Annotated in this window: 21 protein-coding genes; 13 read left to right on the top strand and 8 right to left on the bottom strand. The window is 52.3% G+C overall.

Annotated elements, in window-relative coordinates; all coding sequences use genetic code 11:
• Positions 1–87: 87 nt before the first annotated feature.
• On the bottom strand, positions 88–1,659 hold the full coding sequence (locus VV869_RS14430; protein WP_337735615.1) for an acyl CoA:acetate/3-ketoacid CoA transferase: 1,572 nt from the start codon (positions 1,657–1,659) through the stop codon (positions 88–90).
• Between the two features lie 317 nt (positions 1,660–1,976).
• Between VV869_RS14430 and VV869_RS14435 the strand changes: the two genes are divergently transcribed.
• Positions 1,977–3,332, top strand: a complete 1,356-nt coding sequence (locus tag VV869_RS14435; protein WP_337735616.1) for a GntP family permease — start codon at positions 1,977–1,979, stop codon at positions 3,330–3,332.
• A 113-nt stretch (positions 3,333–3,445) separates the two neighbouring features.
• Here VV869_RS14435 and VV869_RS14440 read toward each other — a convergent pair whose 3' ends face one another.
• Entirely contained in the window at positions 3,446–3,811 is a 366-nt protein-coding gene (locus VV869_RS14440; RefSeq protein ID WP_337735617.1) for a hypothetical protein, read from the bottom strand.
• Between the two features lie 214 nt (positions 3,812–4,025).
• Here VV869_RS14440 and VV869_RS14445 point away from each other — a divergent pair, with 214 nt between their 5' ends.
• From VV869_RS14445 to VV869_RS14480, 8 genes are all read left to right on the top strand, one after another.
• On the top strand, positions 4,026–4,790 hold the full coding sequence (locus VV869_RS14445) for a DUF4344 domain-containing metallopeptidase (RefSeq protein ID WP_337735618.1): 765 nt from the start codon (positions 4,026–4,028) through the stop codon (positions 4,788–4,790).
• Between the two features lie 222 nt (positions 4,791–5,012).
• Complete coding sequence (gene rimJ / locus VV869_RS14450; RefSeq protein WP_337735619.1) at positions 5,013–5,546, top strand: ribosomal protein S5-alanine N-acetyltransferase; 534 nt, start codon at positions 5,013–5,015, stop codon at positions 5,544–5,546.
• Positions 5,547–5,667: 121 nt separating this feature from the next.
• Positions 5,668–6,489, top strand: a complete 822-nt coding sequence (locus VV869_RS14455; RefSeq protein ID WP_337735620.1) for a carbon-nitrogen hydrolase family protein — start codon at positions 5,668–5,670, stop codon at positions 6,487–6,489.
• Positions 6,490–6,761: 272 nt separating this feature from the next.
• Positions 6,762–7,991, top strand: coding sequence for an MFS transporter (locus tag VV869_RS14460; protein ID WP_337735621.1), 1,230 nt, complete (start codon positions 6,762–6,764; stop codon positions 7,989–7,991).
• 100 nt (positions 7,992–8,091) lie between these two features.
• Positions 8,092–8,460, top strand: coding sequence for a VOC family protein (locus tag VV869_RS14465; protein WP_337735622.1), 369 nt, complete (start codon positions 8,092–8,094; stop codon positions 8,458–8,460).
• Between the two features lie 83 nt (positions 8,461–8,543).
• Entirely contained in the window at positions 8,544–9,044 is a 501-nt protein-coding gene (locus VV869_RS14470; RefSeq protein ID WP_337735623.1) for a GNAT family N-acetyltransferase, read from the top strand.
• Positions 9,045–9,171: 127 nt separating this feature from the next.
• A complete protein-coding gene (locus VV869_RS14475; RefSeq protein ID WP_337735624.1) occupies positions 9,172–9,759 on the top strand; it encodes an NAD(P)H-dependent oxidoreductase in 588 nt (195 codons plus the stop codon).
• Positions 9,760–9,818: 59 nt separating this feature from the next.
• Complete coding sequence (locus tag VV869_RS14480; protein ID WP_337735625.1) at positions 9,819–10,301, top strand: DUF523 domain-containing protein; 483 nt, start codon at positions 9,819–9,821, stop codon at positions 10,299–10,301.
• An 85-nt stretch (positions 10,302–10,386) separates the two neighbouring features.
• Here VV869_RS14480 and VV869_RS14485 read toward each other — a convergent pair whose 3' ends face one another.
• Positions 10,387–11,295 (bottom strand): pirin family protein, encoded by a 909-nt coding sequence (locus VV869_RS14485; protein WP_337735626.1) that lies wholly within the window; start codon positions 11,293–11,295, stop codon positions 10,387–10,389.
• A gap of 196 nt (positions 11,296–11,491) precedes the next feature.
• Between VV869_RS14485 and VV869_RS14490 the strand changes: the two genes are divergently transcribed.
• Both VV869_RS14490 and VV869_RS14495 read left to right on the top strand, forming a co-directional pair.
• Positions 11,492–12,121, top strand: a complete 630-nt coding sequence (locus VV869_RS14490; protein WP_337735627.1) for a LysE family translocator — start codon at positions 11,492–11,494, stop codon at positions 12,119–12,121.
• Between the two features lie 627 nt (positions 12,122–12,748).
• The gene (locus tag VV869_RS14495) at positions 12,749–14,344 is read left to right on the top strand and encodes a sensor domain-containing diguanylate cyclase (RefSeq protein WP_443147321.1); all 1,596 of its coding nucleotides are present in this window, start codon (positions 12,749–12,751) and stop codon (positions 14,342–14,344) included.
• An 80-nt stretch (positions 14,345–14,424) separates the two neighbouring features.
• On the opposite strand, the gene VV869_RS14500 is transcribed toward VV869_RS14495, so the two are convergent.
• From VV869_RS14500 to VV869_RS14520, 5 genes are all read right to left on the bottom strand, one after another.
• Positions 14,425–15,291: a PhzF family phenazine biosynthesis protein gene (locus tag VV869_RS14500; protein ID WP_337735628.1), complete on the bottom strand. Its 867-nt coding sequence runs from the start codon at positions 15,289–15,291 to the stop codon at positions 14,425–14,427.
• 179 nt (positions 15,292–15,470) lie between these two features.
• Entirely contained in the window at positions 15,471–16,148 is a 678-nt protein-coding gene (locus VV869_RS14505) for a Qnr family pentapeptide repeat protein (RefSeq protein WP_443147323.1), read from the bottom strand.
• A 205-nt stretch (positions 16,149–16,353) separates the two neighbouring features.
• Positions 16,354–16,683: a chaperone modulator CbpM gene (locus VV869_RS14510; RefSeq protein ID WP_337735630.1), complete on the bottom strand. Its 330-nt coding sequence runs from the start codon at positions 16,681–16,683 to the stop codon at positions 16,354–16,356.
• Positions 16,680–17,636, bottom strand: coding sequence for a DnaJ C-terminal domain-containing protein (locus tag VV869_RS14515; RefSeq protein ID WP_337735631.1), 957 nt, complete (start codon positions 17,634–17,636; stop codon positions 16,680–16,682). The genes VV869_RS14510 and VV869_RS14515 overlap by 4 nt, the downstream gene beginning before the upstream one ends.
• Positions 17,637–17,827: 191 nt before the next feature.
• A complete protein-coding gene (locus VV869_RS14520; protein WP_337735632.1) occupies positions 17,828–18,442 on the bottom strand; it encodes a LysE family translocator in 615 nt (204 codons plus the stop codon).
• A gap of 200 nt (positions 18,443–18,642) precedes the next feature.
• Here VV869_RS14520 and VV869_RS14525 point away from each other — a divergent pair, with 200 nt between their 5' ends.
• Positions 18,643–19,200 carry a helix-turn-helix domain-containing protein gene (locus VV869_RS14525; RefSeq protein ID WP_337735634.1) on the top strand — a complete coding sequence of 186 codons (558 nt, stop codon included), beginning with the start codon at positions 18,643–18,645 and terminating at the stop codon, positions 19,198–19,200.
• A 169-nt stretch (positions 19,201–19,369) separates the two neighbouring features.
• Entirely contained in the window at positions 19,370–19,720 is a 351-nt protein-coding gene (locus VV869_RS14530; RefSeq protein ID WP_443147322.1) for a carboxymuconolactone decarboxylase family protein, read from the top strand.
• The last annotated feature ends 48 nt before the right edge of the window (positions 19,721–19,768 follow it).

Raw genomic sequence — 19,768 nt, forward strand, 5'->3', positions numbered from 1 at the left:
AACCTGTCTCCTGAGCAATGATGCCCGTCAGGAGAGGATCCACCAACCGATTCGCCGGGTTCTTGCAACTGGCCTCACACTCCGCTGTCAGTCATGACTGTCCGAAGGTGCGAACACCGGGGCGAAGAGGCATGCAGGCATGAGTTTGAGATCCGGGTCAATCAAGGGATGAAATGCCATTTGGGCCAGAATGTCCCGTTCCAAATCTATGCCGGGCGCGATTTCTTCCAGCACCAATCCTTGGGCATCCAGACGAAACACAGCCCGCTCGGTGATGTATCGGACGGGTTGCCCGGTAGCGACGGCGCGGGCGGCGGAAAAGGTAATTTGCTCGGCCCGGCGGACAAATTTTTGCAGGCGGCCTTCCCGGAAAATCTCGATTTGACCGTCTTTCACCGCAATGTCCAATCCGTCGGCGGTAAACGTGCCGCAGAAATACAGCGACTTGGCATGCTGGCTGATATTGATAAAACCGCCGCAGCCGGGCAGTCGGGTTCCGAAGCGGGAGACATTGATATCACCGCTGCGGCCGCACTGTGCCAGGCCGAGAAAAGCCTGATCAATGCCGCCGCCGTCGTAAAAGTCAAACATCTGATCCTGCGTAATAATGGCTTCGGGGTGGCAACTGGCGCCGAAATCCAGCCCGCTGGCCGGCAAGCCGCCGATAGCCCCGGGCTCCACCGTCAGCGTCAGGCTGTCCAGAATCCCGGTTTGTCCGGCAACGGTCGCGATATACTCCGGGACGCCGATGCCCAGATTCAGCACCGCGCCCGGGGTCAGCTCCAGCACCGCTCGTCGGGCGATCAGAGTCTTGGCATCCAGCTGGGACCGGGCTGGGTTCTGCCGGGGCAGGGGAGTCGAAGCGGGGCGGCTGGTGACAAAATCCGGGTTGAATGGCGTCGCGAACGTTTGCATGTGTTCGGAGAGATCGTTGCAGATTACCACCGCATCGACAAAGATCCCGGGAATTTTAATCTCGTGGGGCGACAGGCTTCCGGCGGGAACGACCCGCTTGACCTGGACGATGATCTTGCCGCTCTGATTTCGTGCCGCCTGAGCCGCAGCGAGACTTTCGACGACCAGACACTCTTCTTCCATGGTGATGTTGCCGTCTGTATCGGCGGTCGTTCCCCGTAATATGGCCACATCCACCGGCAGTCGGCGATAGAGCAGGTATTCTTCACCGTCCAGCTCAAGGACCTGAACCAGATCTTCCCGGGTCATTGCATTGATTTTGCCGCCTTCCAGGCGCGGGTCGACGAAGGTCCCCAGACCGGTGGTGGTCAGGGTGCCCGGTTTACCGGCTGCCGTATCCCGCAACAGATGGGAGATCACGCCTTGCGGCAGGTTATACGCCTCGATTTCATTGGCCAGCGCCATGTGTTGCAGGGCCGGAACCAGACCCCAGTGCCCGCCGATTACCCGTTTGACCATGCCGGGTTGCGCCAGGTGGTTGGCTGCGCGGCCTGTGCCGTCTCCCTGCCCGGCGGCAAAAATCAGCGTCAGATCCTGTGGGCCGGATTCGCGCGCAAAGCGCTGGCCGAGGGCGCGGATCACCGATTCCGGGACAACCGAGCCGATAAAACCGCCCAGCATCAGGGATTGGCCGTCCTGGATCCAGGCTGCCGCTTCCTCTGCGGTAAGTTGGGTGACTGGCATGACATTTTCCTTGGTCGTGTGTTGATGTCCGAAAGTGTATGAAGCCTGCCGGGTTGGTTGAATATCACTGATGAAATTGTCTTTTTCATATTTGCCATTCGAGGATGGGTGTTCTTATTTAAGTTATTGAAAATAAAGTGTTTGGTTGGTCATTGTTCCGTCATGAATCCTTCATTTAAGCCACCGGAATATGAGCCGGGTCTCATTTTGTCGGGGTGCCGTAGATCGCGGCAAAGAGCGGTGTTTTCATTCGCCGCGATGCGGTCTAGCATGTTAACAACCTGTTACATTGATCGCTTCAATCGGAGAAACTGAATATGGATGTTGCCGTTATACTCCTGACCCTCATTGGCCTGATGTATTTTGCCTATCGTGGGGTCTCCGTACTGGTGCTGGCGCCGATCCTGGCGATGGCCGCTGCATTGCTGACCAGTGACTTTCCCTTTCTGTATGCGTTGTCGAACGTGTTCATGCCGGCCGCCGCGAACTACATCAAACTGTACTTCCCGGTGTTCATTGCCGGGGCGATTTTCGGCAAGCTGATGGGCGCGTCGGGGGCCGCCCGCACGTTGTCGGCCTTTATTATCCGCAACCTGGGACCCCGGCATGCCATTTTGTCGGTGGTGCTGGCGACAGCTTTGCTGACTTACGGCGGGGTATCGCTGTTTGTGGTGGTCTTTGCCATGTATCCGATTGGGGCGGAGACGTTCCGCGCAGCGGGGATCCCGAAACGCCTGCTGCCGGCGGCCATCACTTTGGGTGCCTTTACCTTTACTATGACGGCGTTGCCGGGTACACCGCAGTATCTCAATACCATGCCGACTATCCCGTTCGGCACCACCATTTATGCCGCGCCGCTCCTTGGGTTGCTGGCAGCGGTCATGATGCTGTCACTGGGGATTTTGTGGATTAAATATCGCGCCCAAAAAGCGATGGCCGCAGGTGAAGGCTACGGTGAGGATAAAGATCAGAATCAGCATGAATCGGCAGATACACCGGCCCCAAGCGTCCTGATGGCGCTGACGCCAATCCTGCTGGTGTTTGTGATTAACTTCCTGCTGACCAACGTTTATTTCAAAATGCCGGATGTGGTGGCGAATTATCAGGCTGTTGAGGCAACCATTAACGGCACCTGGGCGGTCATTCTGGCGCTGGGCACTGCGATTGCCTTTATGCTGGTGGCGTTTCGTCGTTACCTGTTTGATCCGAATCAGCATGTGTTCGACGGCTCGGTCGGCTCGCTGCTACCGATTTTCAATACCGCCTCAGAAGTGGGCTATGGTGCGGTGATCACGGCGCTGTCTGCTTTTGTGGTGGTGAAAGCCGGGATTGCAGCGATTGATATTCCGGACCTGTTCAAAGTGGCGATCACCTCGACGAGTCTGGCCGGGATCATCGGCTCCTCGTCCGGCGGGACCGGGATGGTGCTGGCACTGCTGGGCAATGATTTTCTCAGCACGGGCATCAACCCGGAAGTCTTGCACCGGGTGGTTCTGCTGGCTGCCGGTGGGCTCGATACCCTGCCGCATTGTGGCGCGGTGATCACCTTGCTGGCGGTGTGCAAACTGACGCATCGCCAGAGCTATGGGGATATTGCGGTAGTCACGATGGCCATTCCATTATTGGCGGCGTTTACTGTGATTGTGGTGCATCTGTCGACCGGTCTGGTCTGAAGTCATATCTCGAGATGGCGAATAAACAACGCCCCGGCACTGTGCCGGGGCGTTTTTATTTTTTCGGAAGCAAGTTTTATCGGAAGCTATTTGTACAGGAAGTAAGCGGGAAGCTATTTCATCCGGCAGGGTTGGAGATAGATGGTATCCCCCGGGAAGTAGCCGTCCTGACTGGGATGGCGGGCATGCAGGCGGCACAAATCCTGATGAATGCTGATCGCCTCGACCTGAAAGGGTTCTTGTTGCCACTGTGCATCCCGCTGGACTTCAATGGTCAGTTGCTGCCCGGTACGGACCGTTTGGGGCGATAAGCGGATGAGATAGGTATGGCTGAAGGCAAGCAGCCAGTAATCATCAACGGTGACCAGCCGACCTTCGCCGGGGGAGAGAACACTTTCGGTATATTGCAGTTGCGGCGCTGCCTGGACCGGAATACTCAGGAGCTGAGTGAGCAGCAGAATCGGGAACAACGCTTTCATGGTGTCGTCTCTGAATGTGATTGCTATGGCTGTTGATTTTTATGACGATTGATTTCTATGACTATAGTGTCAGGTGGTAAGGCGTGCTTCTCAGGAACGAAAATCACACGGAATGAGCGTGGGGATCACCCTTGTGTCTTCTTTTGGAACCACATTATTGTCAGGATGGACTTCGAGTGGCATGCTGCCGTTTTTATGTTTCAAGGGAATAAAAATGAAGGTCTTTGGGTCGATGATCCTCGCGGGTTTGCTCTGTGGGAACGCGCTTGCAGCGCAACCGTCCATTGTTGTGGCATACCAGACGCCGAAAGGAAAAGATGAAACACAGGTTAGGCAGCTGATTGAGCAAAGCGAGGTGAATGACACCCTGGTGGCACTGTCAAAGTCGTACTTTGTTTTTGATCAGACACTGACCGTCAAATACGGCGGTGAGGATGGGCCGATGTATGATCCCGAGGTGCATACGGTGTTCATCCCATACGGTTTCGTCTTAGAAGCCATCCGGTACTTCCGGGACAATGATGATCAGCAAACATCGGGCAATCAGCCGACATTGAGCGCGATGGATACGCTATTGCATACCTTGCTGCATGAAGCTGGTCATGCATATGTCGCCGATCAGAATATTCCGGTGCTAGGCAAGGAAGAGGACGCGGTTGATAACTTCGCAACCTTGATGATGATCCGCTATGTCGACGGTGGCGATGATGCCGCTATCAGCGCGGCTAATATGTTTGCGTACGAGTCGAACGACCGGACCGATTTTTATGATTTCGGTGAGTATATTGATGAGCATAGCTTCGATTTGCAGCGCTACTTTTCCACCCTGTGTCTGGTCTACGGCAGTGATCCGAAGCAATACGCCAAATTGTTAGATGAAGTCGAGAATGATTACCTCGCCGAGCGCAAAGAGTTCTGTATCGAGAACTATCAGCAGTTGGATCAAAACTGGCATGTTTATCTGACCGATCAGCCGTGATCTGGGGGCGTCGCTAGAGACCAAAGACGGTTGACGCTTTGGTTTGGCTTCGGGCAAGGCTGTTGGATGAACTGAAAATGGGGCGCCGCATTTCAGGCATTGTTTATCAATTGTAAACTTATGTTACTATCGCGCGCTTATGCATTTAATTGACTCGCGATACGGGTTGGTATAGCCACTAGCGGCGGAGGCCGTGGCGAGATCACATGGTAAAGAAGTGACATGATTCAAACCAAGCGAACCATCATTGAGATCCTGCCGGTGCAGGACGCCTCCCTTTTGCTGGACTATTACGTCGAAAACCAAGCACATTTAGCGCCGTGGGAGCCAATCCGGGGCGAGGATTATCTGACGCTGGAGAACTGGCGCAATGTGCTGCAGAAAGCGACGGAAGATTTTGAAAGCGGCAAAGAATACCGGTTTGTAGCACTGACGCCGGACCGACAGGAAGTGATCGCCGTCTGCAACTTTACCGGTGTGGTGCCGATGCCATTTCAGGCGTGTTTTCTCGGTTACTCCATCAGTAAAAAGTATGAAGGTCAGGGGGTGATGACGGAAGTTCTGTCCGCGACGATCGACTACATGCTGACGGAGGTCGGCCTGAACCGCATTATGGCCAACTATATACCGCGGAACGAGCGTAGCGGGCGTGTGCTGGAAAAACTCGGTTTTGAACGCGAAGGCTATGCCCGGCGGTATTTAAACATTGCCGGCGTCTGGGAAGATCATGTGCTGACTGCGAAGATCAACGATTAAACCGGAATGAGGCCAGCGGTTCTGTCGAGGAGGCAACGCTGGCTGCTTTGTTTTCTGAGGGTTTATCAGGCCATTCATAAGAGCCATTCATAAGAGCATGAGCAAACGCGAAGGAGACAGCGTGAGAGACGAGAGCATGACGGTGAGCCTGGTTCAGGCCCCGGTTTCTAAAGGCGATGTTTCAGCCAATCTGGATATGCATCTGGATGCTATCGCCGTTTCTGCCCGTCATGGTGCGGATGTGGTGGTGTTTCCGGAGTTGTCGCTGACCGGGTATGAACTGTCCCTGGCCGGAGAATTGACGCTAGATTCGCGCCCTGAGGTCATTCAGTACTTATCTGAGGCTGCGATGCGTCATCAGGTTGTGGTGATCGCCGGCGGACCGCTAGCTGCACACGGTGATCATCAAGCGCATTATCATGGCTATCCTCAAGAACAACGCCAAGGGTCGCGGCCTTATATCGGCGCGATCATTTGCTCGCCCTGTGGCGCAGTTCAGAACTACGCCAAACAGTATTTGCATCAAGGCGAAGAAACCTTCTGTGCTGCCGGAAAGCGAAATATCACGATCGTCCACAAGGGCTATACGCTTGCCCTGGCAATTTGCGCTGATTTTTCAAACCCGGCACATGCCGCAGATGCAGCAGCCAACGGCGCCGACCTGTACCTTGCCAGCGCACTGATTTCTGAAGCCGGTTACGCCGCGGACGCACAGATCCTGTCCTCCATTGCCCGCAAACATCAGTTTCCGGTCCTGTTAGCGAATCACTGCTGTGAAACCGGCGGCTGGAGCGCTTGCGGCAGAAGCGGCGTGTGGGACCAGTATGGCGAGCAGGTGGCTGCCGCGAAAGGAACGACACCCGGCATGGTGTTATGCACGCTGAAGGGAGATGCCCTGAGCGGAACCATGGTTTGTTTCGCGGATGCCCCGTTAGCGCTGTGATGAATGTGTATTTGGTGGCATAAACCCTTATTAGTCCGAGATTAACCCGGCAGTGCTTTTCATTGATAACTTTATCGATTAAATGCGGGATTTATGCCGAGCATGTGTCAATTTGAAAATCATGATTTACGCTGTTTTCAATCATAATTTCGGGCGACTTAACACTCTTTATCCATGGCACAAAAACGCGATCATTCTCTGAGGTTGTTTCTGTATATTGTTGATTCATCAGTATTAAGTGCTGGTGATCCCAACCGTATAAAGAGAGCCCGATGTCTTTTCGTTTGCTTCAATCGTATCCTGCATTTGGCAGGCATGTCTGTGCCACCACCCTGACGTCTTTTGCCGATTTCTTCATGTTAATCATGATGCCCTGGATGGCGTTGAGTGTTGCCGGCGGCGGTAAGAGTGCGGTGGCCGTGGTCATGGCCATCGAGAGTTTTCCGCGCGGATTGGCCATTATTTACGGTGGACGGCTAGCCGATAAGCTGGGAGCAAAGCGTCTATTGATCGGGGCGAGAATGGCGCTGGTGGTCTTGTTTTCATGCTTTGCCGTGTTGTTGGCCAATGACTGGGTCAATATTTACGTTCTGTGCTTGTTTGCTCTGGGCTTTAGTTTGTTCAGTGCTGCGATTGCGCCGGCAACGGAATGTATTGTGCCTTCCATCGTTGAAAAAGAGCATCTCAGTGCCGCGAACAGCCTCATCATGAGCACCATTCAGCTCTGTCAGATCATTGCGCCGGTGGCTGCGGCGGGCTCGATTGCCTTTTTGGAAACTGCCGGTCTCGGCCATCAGGCCCAGTACCTCTACCCGATTGTGGCGGCTGCGCTCATGCAATTGCTGGCCATTGGGTTGATCCAAAAGCTGCCGATCGCCAATCAACAAACGGTCCTGGTAACGGGATTTGTCGAGAGTGTGAAAACGGTATGGGCGAATGATGAAGTACGTAACATCATTTTGCTGCTGTTTCTGGTCTGCGTGTTTGCTGTGGGGCCTTCCAGTGTGGCGTATCCGCTGATCGTGGTTGAGCGGTTTGCTGCAGAGGTGGCGAATTACGGCCAGATGTTCTCGGTCCAGGCTGTGGGTGCGATCCTCGGCTATGTACTGATTGCCCGGATGAAACTGACATGGCAGATCGTCAGCAAAGTCTGCTTTTTCCAGTTGCTCATTGCCGCGTCGTTGTTTGCCCTGTCGCTGTTCTATCAAAAATACCTGATCCTGATGGTGGTCGCGATGATCGGCTTTGCCGATGCCTGTATCCGGGTCACGGTGATCACCCATCTTCAAACGACGACGGAACGACATATTCTGGGCATGACTTTGTCGATGGTGATGCTCTCGGTCGTCGGGGCGATTCCACTCTCGCGTGCGTTGTCAGCGATCGTCGTGGAGTATTACTCGGTGGATGTGCTGCTGATGGGCAGCGGCCTGCTGACTGCAGCGACGATTGTGACGCTTTATGTGTCCGGGCGGCGCAAACCGCTGCCTCAGCCTCAGTAAAACAGCGCAGCTCATGCTGAGGGTGGTTATTTAGTGACAAACAAGCCGGCGTGGTTTTCGGTTAATGATCTTGTTGAGAGTCGTGATTTAAGGAGTGTTGATGATGATTCATCATGTATCAATCGGGACCGTCGATGTTCGTGCGGCAGTTCAGTTTTATGACGCGGTACTGGGTGCCTTATCGATCAAACGGACGCATTTGATCGACAATGTCGCAGCCGCCTATGGCGAGCAGTTTGAGTTTTGGGTCGGGAGTCCCTGTGACCATCAGGCATCGGCCGGGAATGGCGCTCATGTTGCTTTTCAGGCGCCGGATCAAGCTGCTGTTGATGCGTTTTATCGCGTTGCTCTCGCACAGGGGGCGCAATGCGAAGGTGAGCCGGGCTTGCGTCCGGCATATGGAGCGACCTATTACGCGGCCTATGTTCGCGATCTGGATGGCAATAAGATCGAAGCCGTTGCCATGTAGCCGTTTTGGCGATGCAGCAATGGAGCCGTCGCATACGCGACTGTGTCAAAGAAGAATGAAGGACGTTTACGTAAAGGGAAGTCATGGCTGAGATCACTGTGCGTCATAGTGAGCCGAAAGATGCTCAGGCGATTCAAGAAATTTACGCCGGGACAGAGGCGTATTCGGGAACTTTGATGTTGCCATATCCATCACAATCACGCTGGACGTCCCGGATGGAGAACATCCCGGACAATATTTACAGTTTTGTGGCGGAGTATGAGGGCTGGGTGGTGGGCAACCTCGGGTTCGAATTGTTTCAAAACCCCCGGCGCAGACATGCAGGGACCTTTGGGGTCGGTGTACGGGATGACTATCAGGGCAAGGGCGTTGGCAGCGCCTTGCTGGCCGCGATGCTGGAACTGACCGACAACTGGCTCAATGTCCGGCGGATTGAAATCACGGTGTTTACGGACAATCATCCGGCGATGGCGTTGTATGAAAAATTTGGATTCGTGGTTGAAGGTGAATCCAAAGACTATGCCTTCAAAAATGGTGAATACGCCAGTGTCTACCATCTGGCAAGGCTTTGTCGTCATCGATAGATCGCCACCGATAGCCGGGTTAAGAATAGCTGTATGATGAATAGTCGTGTCATGAATCGTATTGTTATTGATAGTGACGTTATGGATAGTGACGCCGTGAATCTTGGCGTCAATCATCGAAAAGGAAATGATGGTGAAATGTTTGGTTGTGCGGGCACACCCGCTGGAAAAAAGTCTGTGTCGTTATCTTTCGGAGCAAACCATCGCACATCTGAGCGATAAAGGTTACGCGGTCACGGTGAAGGACCTTTATCAGGAAGCTTTTGATCCGGTGTTAACCCCTCAGGAACGGCAAAGCTACTATCAAGAGCAGTTCGATGCGCAGCGGCTTGCGGAGGAAATCAATCAGCTGAAAAGTGCTGAATCCTTAGTCCTGATCTTCCCGACCTGGTGGTTCGGTTTCCCGGCCATTTTGAAGGGGTGGTTCGACCGGGTCTGGGCGCCGGGACATGCCTATCACCATGCGTCTGATCTGGGAGCAATCACCCCGGCGCTGGAGAATTTGCGGGAAGTGAAAGTGATCACCACCTTAGGCTCGCCGTGGTGGGTTGATCGCTTTGTCTTGTGGCAGCCGGTGAAGCGGGTCCTGAAAATTGCTTTGCTTGGCGCGTGTGCCAAACAGAGCCGGTTTCAGATGTTGTCCCTGTATCAAAGTGAAAAAGCATCAACCGACCAAGTGGAGCGCTTTGTTGAGAAGATCCGCGCGAGATTCTAATCATGGTGAATGGAACATTTATCTAAAACGGATCGAGACTGGAGAAGTAAGTGGGAAGGGTGGAAAAAATATTAGTCAGCGCCTGCTTGTTGGGGAGTAAGGTTCGTTATAACGGCAGTGACTTAAAGGCTGAGGGAGATGACTTTGCGTGGTTGCTTCGCACCCAGCACATTGTCTCGTTCTGTCCGGAGGTCTCTGCCGGACTGCCGACCCCGCGAGCGCCAGCGGAAATTCTGCATGGTGTCGGCGAAGATGTGATGTTGGGGAAAGCCAAGGTGATGGCGGACGATGGCACCGAAGTCACTCAGGCATTTATGGCCGGGGCTCAATTGGCGCTAGATACATGCCGCCAGAAGGGCATTCGCTATGCCGTGTTAACCGAATCCAGCCCTTCCTGCGGTCGAAACACCATTTATGATGGCAAATTCAATGGCCGCAAGATTCCCGGGAAAGGTGTCACGACAGCCCTGCTGGAAGCTCACGGGATCAAGGTCTACAGTCAGCACCAAGTAGGGATGTTGCGGGCTGAGTTTTCAGGCTAACAAGCTAAGCCTTCAATCTAACTTAAATCATCAGCGGAGAGGGTGTATAACCCTCTCGGCAAGTTCGTCTTGATGGGGGCATCGCTTAACCGGGAAGCGGAATGAATTCTTCTTCGTCGCCGGGGACAACCGGGTATCGACGGGCCTGCCAGTCCCGCTTGGCCTGTTCTATTTTATCTTTCTGGCTGGAGACAAAATTCCATTCGATGAAGCGACGGGAAATCGCGGCGCCGCCGACCAGCGCAACCCGGGCGTCGGTGACGGCCTGAACCGGACATTGGGAGGCGCCCGGCAATACGGCAAATGCATGCTCCGGGATTGCTTCGTTCCCGACGGTGATATTCCCCTGAACGACATAGAGCGCTTTTTCTTCAGCGACCGGGAGCGGGAAAGTATGTCCGGCCGGAATATCGGCTTCCAGATACAGGGTGTCGTAGAAACATTTCACCGGCGACTGCACTCCAAAAGCTTCTCCCATCATCACTCGTATCGTGACGCCATCCAGGAGCAGGAGCGGTATCGTGGTATTCGGATAGTGATAGAAGGCCGGTTTGATATCTTCCATTGCCTCCGGTAGTGCGAGCCAGAGCTGCAGGGCATGCACGGTTCTGGGGTGACGGGTCATTTCCGGCCGCTCATGCTCGGAATGCACAATGCCCTTTCCGGCAACCATCAAATTGATATCGCCGGGCTGAATGGTTTGTTCGGTACCCAGCGAGTCCCGGTGCAATATTTCGCCTTCGAACAGGTATGTCACTGTGGCAATCCCAATGTGCGGTCTGACGTTTAAGCTGTGCTCGGTATCGAATTGTGCCGGCCCCATGTGATCGAAGAATACCCAAGGGCCGACTTTCTTGAGATGGACGCTGGGCAAGGCACGCCGGACCATAAACCCACCGATATCTTTATCTTTGGGGAAGATCAACTGACTGATGCTCTCCCCACAGGGAAGTTGTTCGCAGGGTAACTCGGTGGTCAAAGATTGATTGCTCATGAGATACCTCCGGCGTTCGAGCATGGATGCATTCCATCAGTGTATGCAGAGAAAGGGAAATGCTCATTTATTTTGAGACGATTTTAGAATGGACTCGGATGAATTATGCATCATAGTTCATTTTGCCCTGTGTGGGTGTTGTGCATGGATTGGTTTCGATGTAGCTTAGGGATACGGTTTTTTCAGGAATAAAAATATGTCGGACTTAAATTTTTGGCTGTTATTTCTTACCACTGCATTTGCGCTCAATATTGCGCCCGGCCCCGATCTTTTATTTATTCTAACCAAGACAATTCGTAGCGGAAAAAAGGTGGGGTTAGCATCTGCTGCTGGCGTCTGCACTGGTGCCTTATTTCATGTGTTTGCGGCCTCGGTTGGTTTATCCGCGATTCTCGTTTCGTCAGCATTAGCTTTTAGTATCGTCAAATATATCGGCGCAGCCTACCTATTATATCTTGCGTATCAATCGTTGAAGTCGCCGGGATTCGATTTGAATTATGAGCCAAGTTCGTCAACAGAAAATGTATTTGAAGCATTTAAGCAAGGCGTGCTTGTTGATATTTTAAACCCTAAAGTTGCGATATTTTTTATGGCATTTCTGCCACAGTTTGTTCGTGATGGGGCGGGCCCTGTTTCTCTTCAGCTCTTCTATTTAGGCTTAATCGTCATTGCTGTTGCAATAGTGGTTGAATCCGCTTATGTCTTGGCGGCAGATAAACTATCTCACCGTATGCGGCGAAGTAAAACGTTCAGTGTGTGGCTTGATCGAATTGTAGGGATGATGTTTGCAGGTTTAGGAATTAAGTTGGCATGGTCAACGAGCTAATCATGAAACCTGCTCGCCCTGTTTGATTTCGTTGATGAAGTCAGAAAGCCGTGCCACATGTGTGACACGGTTTTTTCATCACTCCTGGATATTGGGGGAAGCAGTATAAGCCGCACTCCAGAGGTATTGCTCAGACGGGTTGCGCTCGTAGACTTTGACGCCCCAGATATTTTCCTGGGTGTCGGTGAGAACCCAGGTGACTTTCCAGTTATTGGGTAGGGTGATATAGATGATTTCATGATCTCCCTACCTCTTTTCTTGTGTATTTTATTTCCTACCTCTATATCAGTAGTTGTCGCTTGAAAAATGTACAAATGACTGGTCGCCGAAGCGGGGGGAACTGGCATTAATGCGTGATATTAGTGTCAAATTTATATGTGATGGCAGCATGGACTGATACTGGATGGGGTGTTTGGCCCAGCGTTGTCGTTTGAGCTGTAGAGGTTCGTGCGCGGTCCGGCCTGTTTTCAGACTGAGTTGCAGAGATAATATTGGATGTGAGTGAAGTGATTAGATTAGTGAGCAGTATTTCAAACTGATAATACACGGCTTGCATATCATTCTGCGCTGCTTTAGATTGGCCGACTTCATTGATAACTTACTTTTGAACGAATGACAGGGATTTCAATGGCTTCACTGCTGAACCCGAAAGTTGATCTGCGTAAACTGATTTTGCTGCTGACCGTCGCCAGTGTGCTGATCACCCTGAGCAACGCCTTATATTCCATCTATAAAGTGCAACGTGATCTGCTGCTGGAAAAAACGCTGAATGCAAATCAGGTGTATGCGGCGAAGATGGCAGAGACTACGGATATTTTTATTGAAGCCGCGCAAGAGCAGTTGGAATACAGCGCCGGCATCCTGAGCCAGGCCATGCGTGATGATGCTGTGCTGATGTCTGAAGCCGATCGATTGCGCCGGCAAACCCAAACATTCAACTCCGTGTACATTGTGAACGCTCAAGGGGTGATTGTTGCGGTCTCTCCGGAAACTTTGGAAGTCAAAGGGGCGCAACTTTCGTCTGAAAATTCGTTACAGCCATTGCAGGCCCAACGCCCTATCGTCACTGATCCCTATATATCACTGGCCGGGAACTACCTCATCAGTATTTCAAACCCCATTTTCTCCGCCCAGGGCGAGTATCTGGGGTATGTTGCCGGGACGATTTATCTGGAAAAGCAAAACATCATTGCCAGTATTTTGGGTAAGCATAGTTACCAGGATGGCTCATATCTGTATGTGGTCGACCGGACGAAAACCCTGATCCATCATCCTGAGAAAGCACGGATTGGCATGGTGATTACCGATAATGCGGCCATCAATACCGTGCTGACCGGAGAAAAAGGGGCCAAGGACATTAAAAATCATCTCGGGATCGACATGTCTGCCGGTTTTGCCCCGGTTGAAAGCACCGGTTGGGGGATTGTGGCACAGCGGCCAAAAGCCGCGACGTTGTCGGAATTGGATGCACAGATGGCCGATGTCTTCGTGAAGACGATCCCGATCGGGTTGGTGACGCTGCTGGGGATCTGGATTTCATCTATTTTCATTTCGAAGCCGCTGTGGCAACTGGCAAGTGGGGTGCGCTCCATGGAGCGGGCTGATACGGTCGAGCATATCCGGCAAATCAGCTCCTGGTATTTTGAAGCGGCGCACCTGAAGGCAGCGATCACCCGGGGGTTTGGTTTGATGTCCCGTAAAATTAACCAGCTGGATGTCGACAGCCATACCGATTCGATGACCGGCTTATTGAACCGGCGCGGGATGCTTAAAGCTCTAGATGCATTGGGTGAAAAACAACAGCCATTTTCGGTTTTGGCACTGGATATTGATTTCTTTAAACAAGTGAATGATTCCCACGGCCACGATGTAGGTGATGAAGTGATCACCATTGTGGCAAGTCTGATGCAAGAGCAAGCACGGCGGGATGATATTCTTTGTCGCTCCGGTGGGGAGGAGTTTTTGATTTTCCTGACTGACACGAGTCCGGAAACGGCTTATGAAGTCGCAGAACGTCTGAGGCAAGTGGTTGAGCTCTGCGAGATCCCGATTGTCGGCCAGATTACAATTTCTGTAGGGATTGCGCATTGGTCGGGGCGCGATGCCAACATCAATGTTGTGATGAAGCAGGCAGATAACGCCCTGTATGAAGCCAAGGCCAATGGCCGCAACCGGACAGAGATTTGTGCCGAACTGCTGTGCGCGGTGCCGGAGTTGAGTTAAGCCTTTCAGGCAGAGGACCGATGTAATTTGTACCATAGGGCAATGACGAGCGTCATTGCCCTTTTTATTGTGGCTGGATTTTAGGTATAGGTGATGTCGCGTTGTCCGATGACGGTCGCTTTCCCTTGTACACTCACGCGGGTGATCGTCTGGCCCGAATATTCAAGGGCCGCTTCAATGCTGGATGGGCTCCCCATCGCCAGGCCTTGTTCGAATCGAAACTTGCGCTTACCGGGAAAAACGTGCTGCGCCAGGTAACAACTTAATGCGCCGCCGGCACTGCCGGTTGCGGCTTCTTCATCGATCCCATACAAAGGCGCAAAGTTTCGGCAATGCGCGGTAATGCGATTATCAGAACCTAATTCGAACACATGAAAACTGATCGCTTCAAAATCCCGGCTGTATTCAGCAAGGCTGGCAAAATCAGGTTGAAGCTGCGCCAGAGTGCCGGGGGCTACCGGAACAATGATATCCGGCAACCCGGTTGAGACGGTTTCGATCGGCAACTGCGTCTCGCGGATCGCTGCTTCAGGGATCCCAAACGCCCGGCACACGTCATCGACCGCCGGACCCGGGCGTGTTTGTGGCAGCGTCTGATCCATTCGGACAACGTTTGTTTCGATCTCTATGCCCAGAAGCCCGGCTTTGGTTCTCTGGGGGTATCGTCCCGGTTGGAGGAGGCCTTGATCCCGCATGGCTGAAAAGGTCGCCAGGGTTGCGTGACCGCAAAAATCGACTTCGCCTTCCGGGGTAAAGAATTCAACGTTAAAGTCAGCGTCGGAGCCGGTTTGCACGAAAGCGGTTTCCGAATAGCCCACTTGCCGGGCGATATCCGTTTTTTGCTCGCGCGTCAGGTTTGGGGCGCCCAGCACGACTCCCGCGGGATTGCCGCCGCTGCCGTTATCGGTAAATGCATTGACCAGCAGTACGGTGAGTGAATTGTGCATGGAAGTTATTGAAGCAGAAGGTATTGTCATCTCGAGGCTTTTCTTGAAGCGGGTAAATTCGTCCTGAAAGCCATCATAAAGGCAAACGACAAACTTGCAAGGCGGATGATAAACCGTGTTTGTTACAGGAGCGGGAAGAGACGGAGCATGCCGGGTTGTGCCTCGACCCGGCGAACTCGCTACAGGATCACCAGCCCTAGTGGCGATAAGAGCTGTTCTTGTTGCCAGTCACAGATTTTGACGCCGAATAACGACACCTGACGAATATCCAGCCCTTCCAGATCGACATGGGTTAAATCGCACTCTTCCAGGTTGAATTGATCCCATTGATCGGCGCTGAACTCACCGCGGGATAAGTCTGATCCTTTGAAACTCGCGCCGGATAGGTTGGCACCATGCCAGCGGTTTTCAAATAAGTCACATTTTTCAATGATGGCGCGTTCAAAGTTACTGTAGGTCAGGTTGCACCCGGTGATGTACACCGAGCAGAAGTAAACGGTATGGCTGACATGGTTGGCGAAATTCGCGCGCTGAAAATTGGCACCTTTCAAGTCACATTTACGCAGCTCTAGTCCAAAACAATTGGCTTGACTGAAATTACACATTGCCAGCATACAGTTACTGAAGCTGGCATCTTTCAGATCAGCGAATCGGAAGTTGCACCCTTCCAGTGATTGCGAATTGATGAACTGACAATCAATGAACTGAGCATCTTTTAAATCAGCATGGTCGAAGTCACATTGAAAAAAGTGGCAACGCTTAAAGGTATGGCCTTGTAAATCCTGTTTAGAGAAATCATGCTGGTGGAAAGTCAGATCAGTTTGAATCACATTTTCTCCCGGGTTGCTCTCAACCATGTCGCCTAAAGTAGGCATCGTATCTGAAGTTCAAGCATTTTTCACTTGAAATCCGACAGATTAAGGCCGATTGCATTGTCCTTCAGAGCGCGGCCTTTAAGGGAGAATTGATTCTTGAAGCCTGTCGGCCGGTACCTTGAAATCTGCAAGACAGTACCCGAGCGGGCATGAAATGCAATTGGGCTGTCCGGGCAGTTGCTGTGGGTTACAAATGTCGGTCATCCCGACTATGCAGCAGGCGTTGCAGCCGCTCGACCTCATCCAGTAAATCAAGCGCTATTGCAATGCCGGGGACATTCAGTCCCAAGTCTTGCTGCATGCGACCGGCGCGTAATGCCCGACGCAGGTTAACGGTGGCGAAACGCCAGTGAATGGGCCGATCGCCCTGCGGATCGAGCACGCCTTCTTCAACCAGCGCGATCACCCATTCGGCCGGTTGACCGCAGGCGCGGCAAAGCTCAGCCAGGCTCAGCGTTGGTTCATGCTCGGCAATGACGGTAATGCTGAGCTGACCTGAAGTGACTTTTTTCTTCATGACTTAAACCCAAATTGGCTACGGGGATTAAAAGGCATCAGATCCTGCATCTGCCGGAACAAGGCTTTTTCCTGCTCGGTTTCTACTTTAGGCTGGACGATATTCAGGGTGATCAACATATCCCCGGGAGACGTCCCAGGAAGTCCCCGGCCCCGAAGCCGCAGGATTTTGCCGGACACTGAATTGGCCGGTACGGTCACCTCAATGGCTCCCGTGGGCGTCGGGACCTTGATTTTGGCGCCCAGTGCGGCCTCCCATGGCGTAACAGGGAGGGACAAACACAGATTTTTCTGTTCAAGCCGGTAGAGCGGATGCGGACGAAAGCTGACTTCCAGATAAAGATCGCCCGCCGCGCCGCCGCCATGGCCGGGCATGCCCTTGCCGCCGAGACGAATGTGCTGACCTTCCCGGACCCCTTTGGGGATCTTTAAATTTACGGTCTGAGACTGCGCGCCGTCTAGCGGAGATGCAGGCAGGGTGAGAGAGCGTACCGCGCCATGAAAACTGTCTTCAATATCAATTTGAACCTTGGCGTGGATATCTTCACCCTTGGCCGAGAAATGCTGGTGTGCGCTGCGGGTCCGGTGAGCCCGATCGGGTCTGTGACCAAAGTGGCCGCCGAACAGCGATTCGAAAAAATCGGAAAACGCAGCGGCATCGCCCTGGTTGAACCCGTCACTGGAAAACTCAAAGTTGCCTTCCCAGTCCGGCGGTACATGAAAGTTCTGCCCGGTGTGCCAGTCTTTCCCTAGTTGATCATACGCGGCACGCTTCTGGGGATCCTTGAGCACTTCGTAAGCCTCTTTGGCCTGGATAAACTTTCGCTGGGCGTCGGGATCCTTCGACACATCCGGGTGGTATTTGCGTGCGCTTTTCTTATAGGCCCGCTTGATGTCCGCCAGCGTCGCATCGCGGGGGATCTCAAGGATGGCGTAATAATCACGATATTCCATAGCACCACGATTTAGACTGAATGTTGAAAAAGACCGAAAGTTGAAATTGGCTCAACGCCGCGGGAGATCGCAGTTCATCGCGTTTGAGATAGTGTGCGTCTCCGGAAGACCCTGATGTACCGATATCCATTCCAGTATAGGCAAATGCTCAATAGTACTGGTTTCATTGGAGAGACAAGACGGCGCACTGGCTAATGGGCGAACTGTTGCCAAATTTCCCGCATGACGGGGAGTACCGAAACAACCAAGAGAAAAGACATCGCAAGATTAAACCAGCGCAAGTAGGTCATATTTTCGAGGTAGCGACGAAGGAGCGAGCCGAACATGAGCCAGATTCCGACACAGGGAAAAGAAACAATAAAGAAGGTCGTAGCAATCGTCATGTTCTGAAACGCATAGTGTTCTCCAACGGTGGTAAAAGCGGAGATTGCTCCAATCGCCACGACCCATGCTTTCGCATTTACCCATTGAAACAGAGCGCCTTTGATGAACCCGAACGGTTCGGCGGTTTGGCTTGCTTTGTCAACACCCCGGCTTCCGGCAATCAGCCAGGCTAAGTACAACAAATAACCGGTACCGGCTATTTTAATGATCAGGCTGAGTTGCGGAAATAGCTGAAATAAATGCCCGAAGCCCTGTCCGACGAGCAAGAGCATGAAAGAAAAACCGACACAGATACCGGTGAGCAAAGGCAAGCTTTTGCGGATCCCGAAGTTAACCCCGGAAGTCATGACCATGATGTTATTCGGGCCGGGCGTTACTGAAGAAGAAATGGCAAAGAGCACCACAGACAATATGTATTCCACCTTGAGTTCCTCCTGAACGTTGGACGCTGATCCCGACGGATCCCTGAATCAAACTAAAAGCAGTTTTTATCGAACGAATGGTTTTTATATCGAACGATTGGTGTTTATATTGAGCGACGAAGGTGTGTTTGTCAAAAAAAACGTTCGTTTGTTATAATGAACGAAAACGCTAAGAGTTATGAATTGAGCTGTTGACTGTTATGACCAGAAATGAACCGCCTATCGCGCAAATTGCGGCAACCCTGCACGCTGAGCGGCAACGCTCGGGACTGAGTATTGCTGAGGTCGCAAGACGAGCCAAGATCGCGAAATCGACGTTATCTCAGCTGGAAAATGGTGTCGGGAATCCAAGTATCGAAACGCTATGGTCCATCTGTGTTGTCCTTGATATCCCGGTGTCCCGTCTGCTTGAATCCCCCAGACAAGAAACGAAAATTATTCGCTATGGCGAGGGTGTATCCGTCTCTTCCGCAAACATGGACTATCAAGCCACGTTGCTTGCAGCATGTCCGCCTCACGTCAGCCGGGATATTTACTGGATTGAAGTCAAGCCCGGACAGCCTCATTATTCCGAGCCGCACCATACCGGCGTGATCGAGCATGTGATTATCACCAAAGGCAGGGCCAGACTCGGCTTGCTCTCGGAGAGCTATGAACTCAACGAAGGGGATTATATTTCCTACCCCGGTGATTTGCCGCATATGTTTGAAGCCCTTCAGGAAGGTACGCGCGCCATGCTGATTTCGGAACATCGCTAGCACCGAGTCACGGCAATAACCGCTGACGGGATTGCGCCCAAGCAATCTACAATTTGTGTTTCAAGTGTTGTACATTTGCGTGATCGAATTGTCCGCGAAAATAAAGCGCTATTGTATAGGCTAAAAAGTACACATGAATGAAAGATATGAGAGTGGCCTGGAAAGCTACATGGCGATCTTTGGTGAAAATGGCAAGAAAGCCCTTGATGGCTTAAGTCTGATCTCACCTGATCTTGCGAAGTATATGGTTGAGTTCGGGTTTGGAGATATTTATCAGCGCTCGCAACTTGATGTTCAACGTCGGGAACTGGTAACGATTTCAGCGCTAACGGCATTGGGAAATTGCCAGCCGCAACTGTCTGGCCATATTCAAGGGGCACTGAATATCGGCTGTAAACCCGTAGAAATTGTTGAGGTGATCATGCAGGTTGCGTTATATGCAGGCTTTCCCGCCGCGATTAACGCTATGTTGACGGCGAAAGATGTTTTTATTGAACGCGGTATTTTGGAAGCTGAGTAAATATTGATTTTGAAATTATCTATTTTACATTCAGGTTTCCTCGCTTAA

Source organism: Photobacterium sp. MCCC 1A19761, from assembly GCF_037389125.1.
Taxonomy (GTDB): domain Bacteria; phylum Pseudomonadota; class Gammaproteobacteria; order Enterobacterales; family Vibrionaceae; genus Photobacterium.

What these genes read in the sequence shown, in the direction of transcription:
- VV869_RS14460 (WP_337735621.1), top strand. Translation starts at nt 6,762, where the DNA reads ATGTCTTTTCGTTTGCTTCAATCGTATCCTGCATTTGGCAGGCATGTC.
- VV869_RS14430 (WP_337735615.1), bottom strand. Translation starts at nt 1,659, where the DNA reads ATGCCAGTCACCCAACTTACCGCAGAGGAAGCGGCAGCCTGGATCCAG.
- VV869_RS14485 (WP_337735626.1), bottom strand. Translation starts at nt 11,295, where the DNA reads ATGAGCAATCAATCTTTGACCACCGAGTTACCCTGCGAACAACTTCCC.
- VV869_RS14515 (WP_337735631.1), bottom strand. Translation starts at nt 17,636, where the DNA reads ATGGAATATCGTGATTATTACGCCATCCTTGAGATCCCCCGCGATGCG.
- VV869_RS14435 (WP_337735616.1), top strand. Translation starts at nt 1,977, where the DNA reads ATGGATGTTGCCGTTATACTCCTGACCCTCATTGGCCTGATGTATTTT.
- rimJ (WP_337735619.1), top strand. Translation starts at nt 5,013, where the DNA reads ATGATTCAAACCAAGCGAACCATCATTGAGATCCTGCCGGTGCAGGAC.
- VV869_RS14530 (WP_443147322.1), top strand. Translation starts at nt 19,370, where the DNA reads ATGGCGATCTTTGGTGAAAATGGCAAGAAAGCCCTTGATGGCTTAAGT.
- VV869_RS14505 (WP_443147323.1), bottom strand. Translation starts at nt 16,148, where the DNA reads ATGGTTGAGAGCAACCCGGGAGAAAATGTGATTCAAACTGATCTGACT.
- VV869_RS14465 (WP_337735622.1), top strand. Translation starts at nt 8,092, where the DNA reads ATGATGATTCATCATGTATCAATCGGGACCGTCGATGTTCGTGCGGCA.
- VV869_RS14475 (WP_337735624.1), top strand. Translation starts at nt 9,172, where the DNA reads ATGATGGTGAAATGTTTGGTTGTGCGGGCACACCCGCTGGAAAAAAGT.
- VV869_RS14495 (WP_443147321.1), top strand. Translation starts at nt 12,749, where the DNA reads ATGGCTTCACTGCTGAACCCGAAAGTTGATCTGCGTAAACTGATTTTG.
- VV869_RS14470 (WP_337735623.1), top strand. Translation starts at nt 8,544, where the DNA reads ATGGCTGAGATCACTGTGCGTCATAGTGAGCCGAAAGATGCTCAGGCG.
- VV869_RS14510 (WP_337735630.1), bottom strand. Translation starts at nt 16,683, where the DNA reads ATGAAGAAAAAAGTCACTTCAGGTCAGCTCAGCATTACCGTCATTGCC.
- VV869_RS14445 (WP_337735618.1), top strand. Translation starts at nt 4,026, where the DNA reads ATGAAGGTCTTTGGGTCGATGATCCTCGCGGGTTTGCTCTGTGGGAAC.
- VV869_RS14500 (WP_337735628.1), bottom strand. Translation starts at nt 15,291, where the DNA reads ATGCACAATTCACTCACCGTACTGCTGGTCAATGCATTTACCGATAAC.
- VV869_RS14490 (WP_337735627.1), top strand. Translation starts at nt 11,492, where the DNA reads ATGTCGGACTTAAATTTTTGGCTGTTATTTCTTACCACTGCATTTGCG.
- VV869_RS14440 (WP_337735617.1), bottom strand. Translation starts at nt 3,811, where the DNA reads ATGAAAGCGTTGTTCCCGATTCTGCTGCTCACTCAGCTCCTGAGTATT.
- VV869_RS14525 (WP_337735634.1), top strand. Translation starts at nt 18,643, where the DNA reads ATGACCAGAAATGAACCGCCTATCGCGCAAATTGCGGCAACCCTGCAC.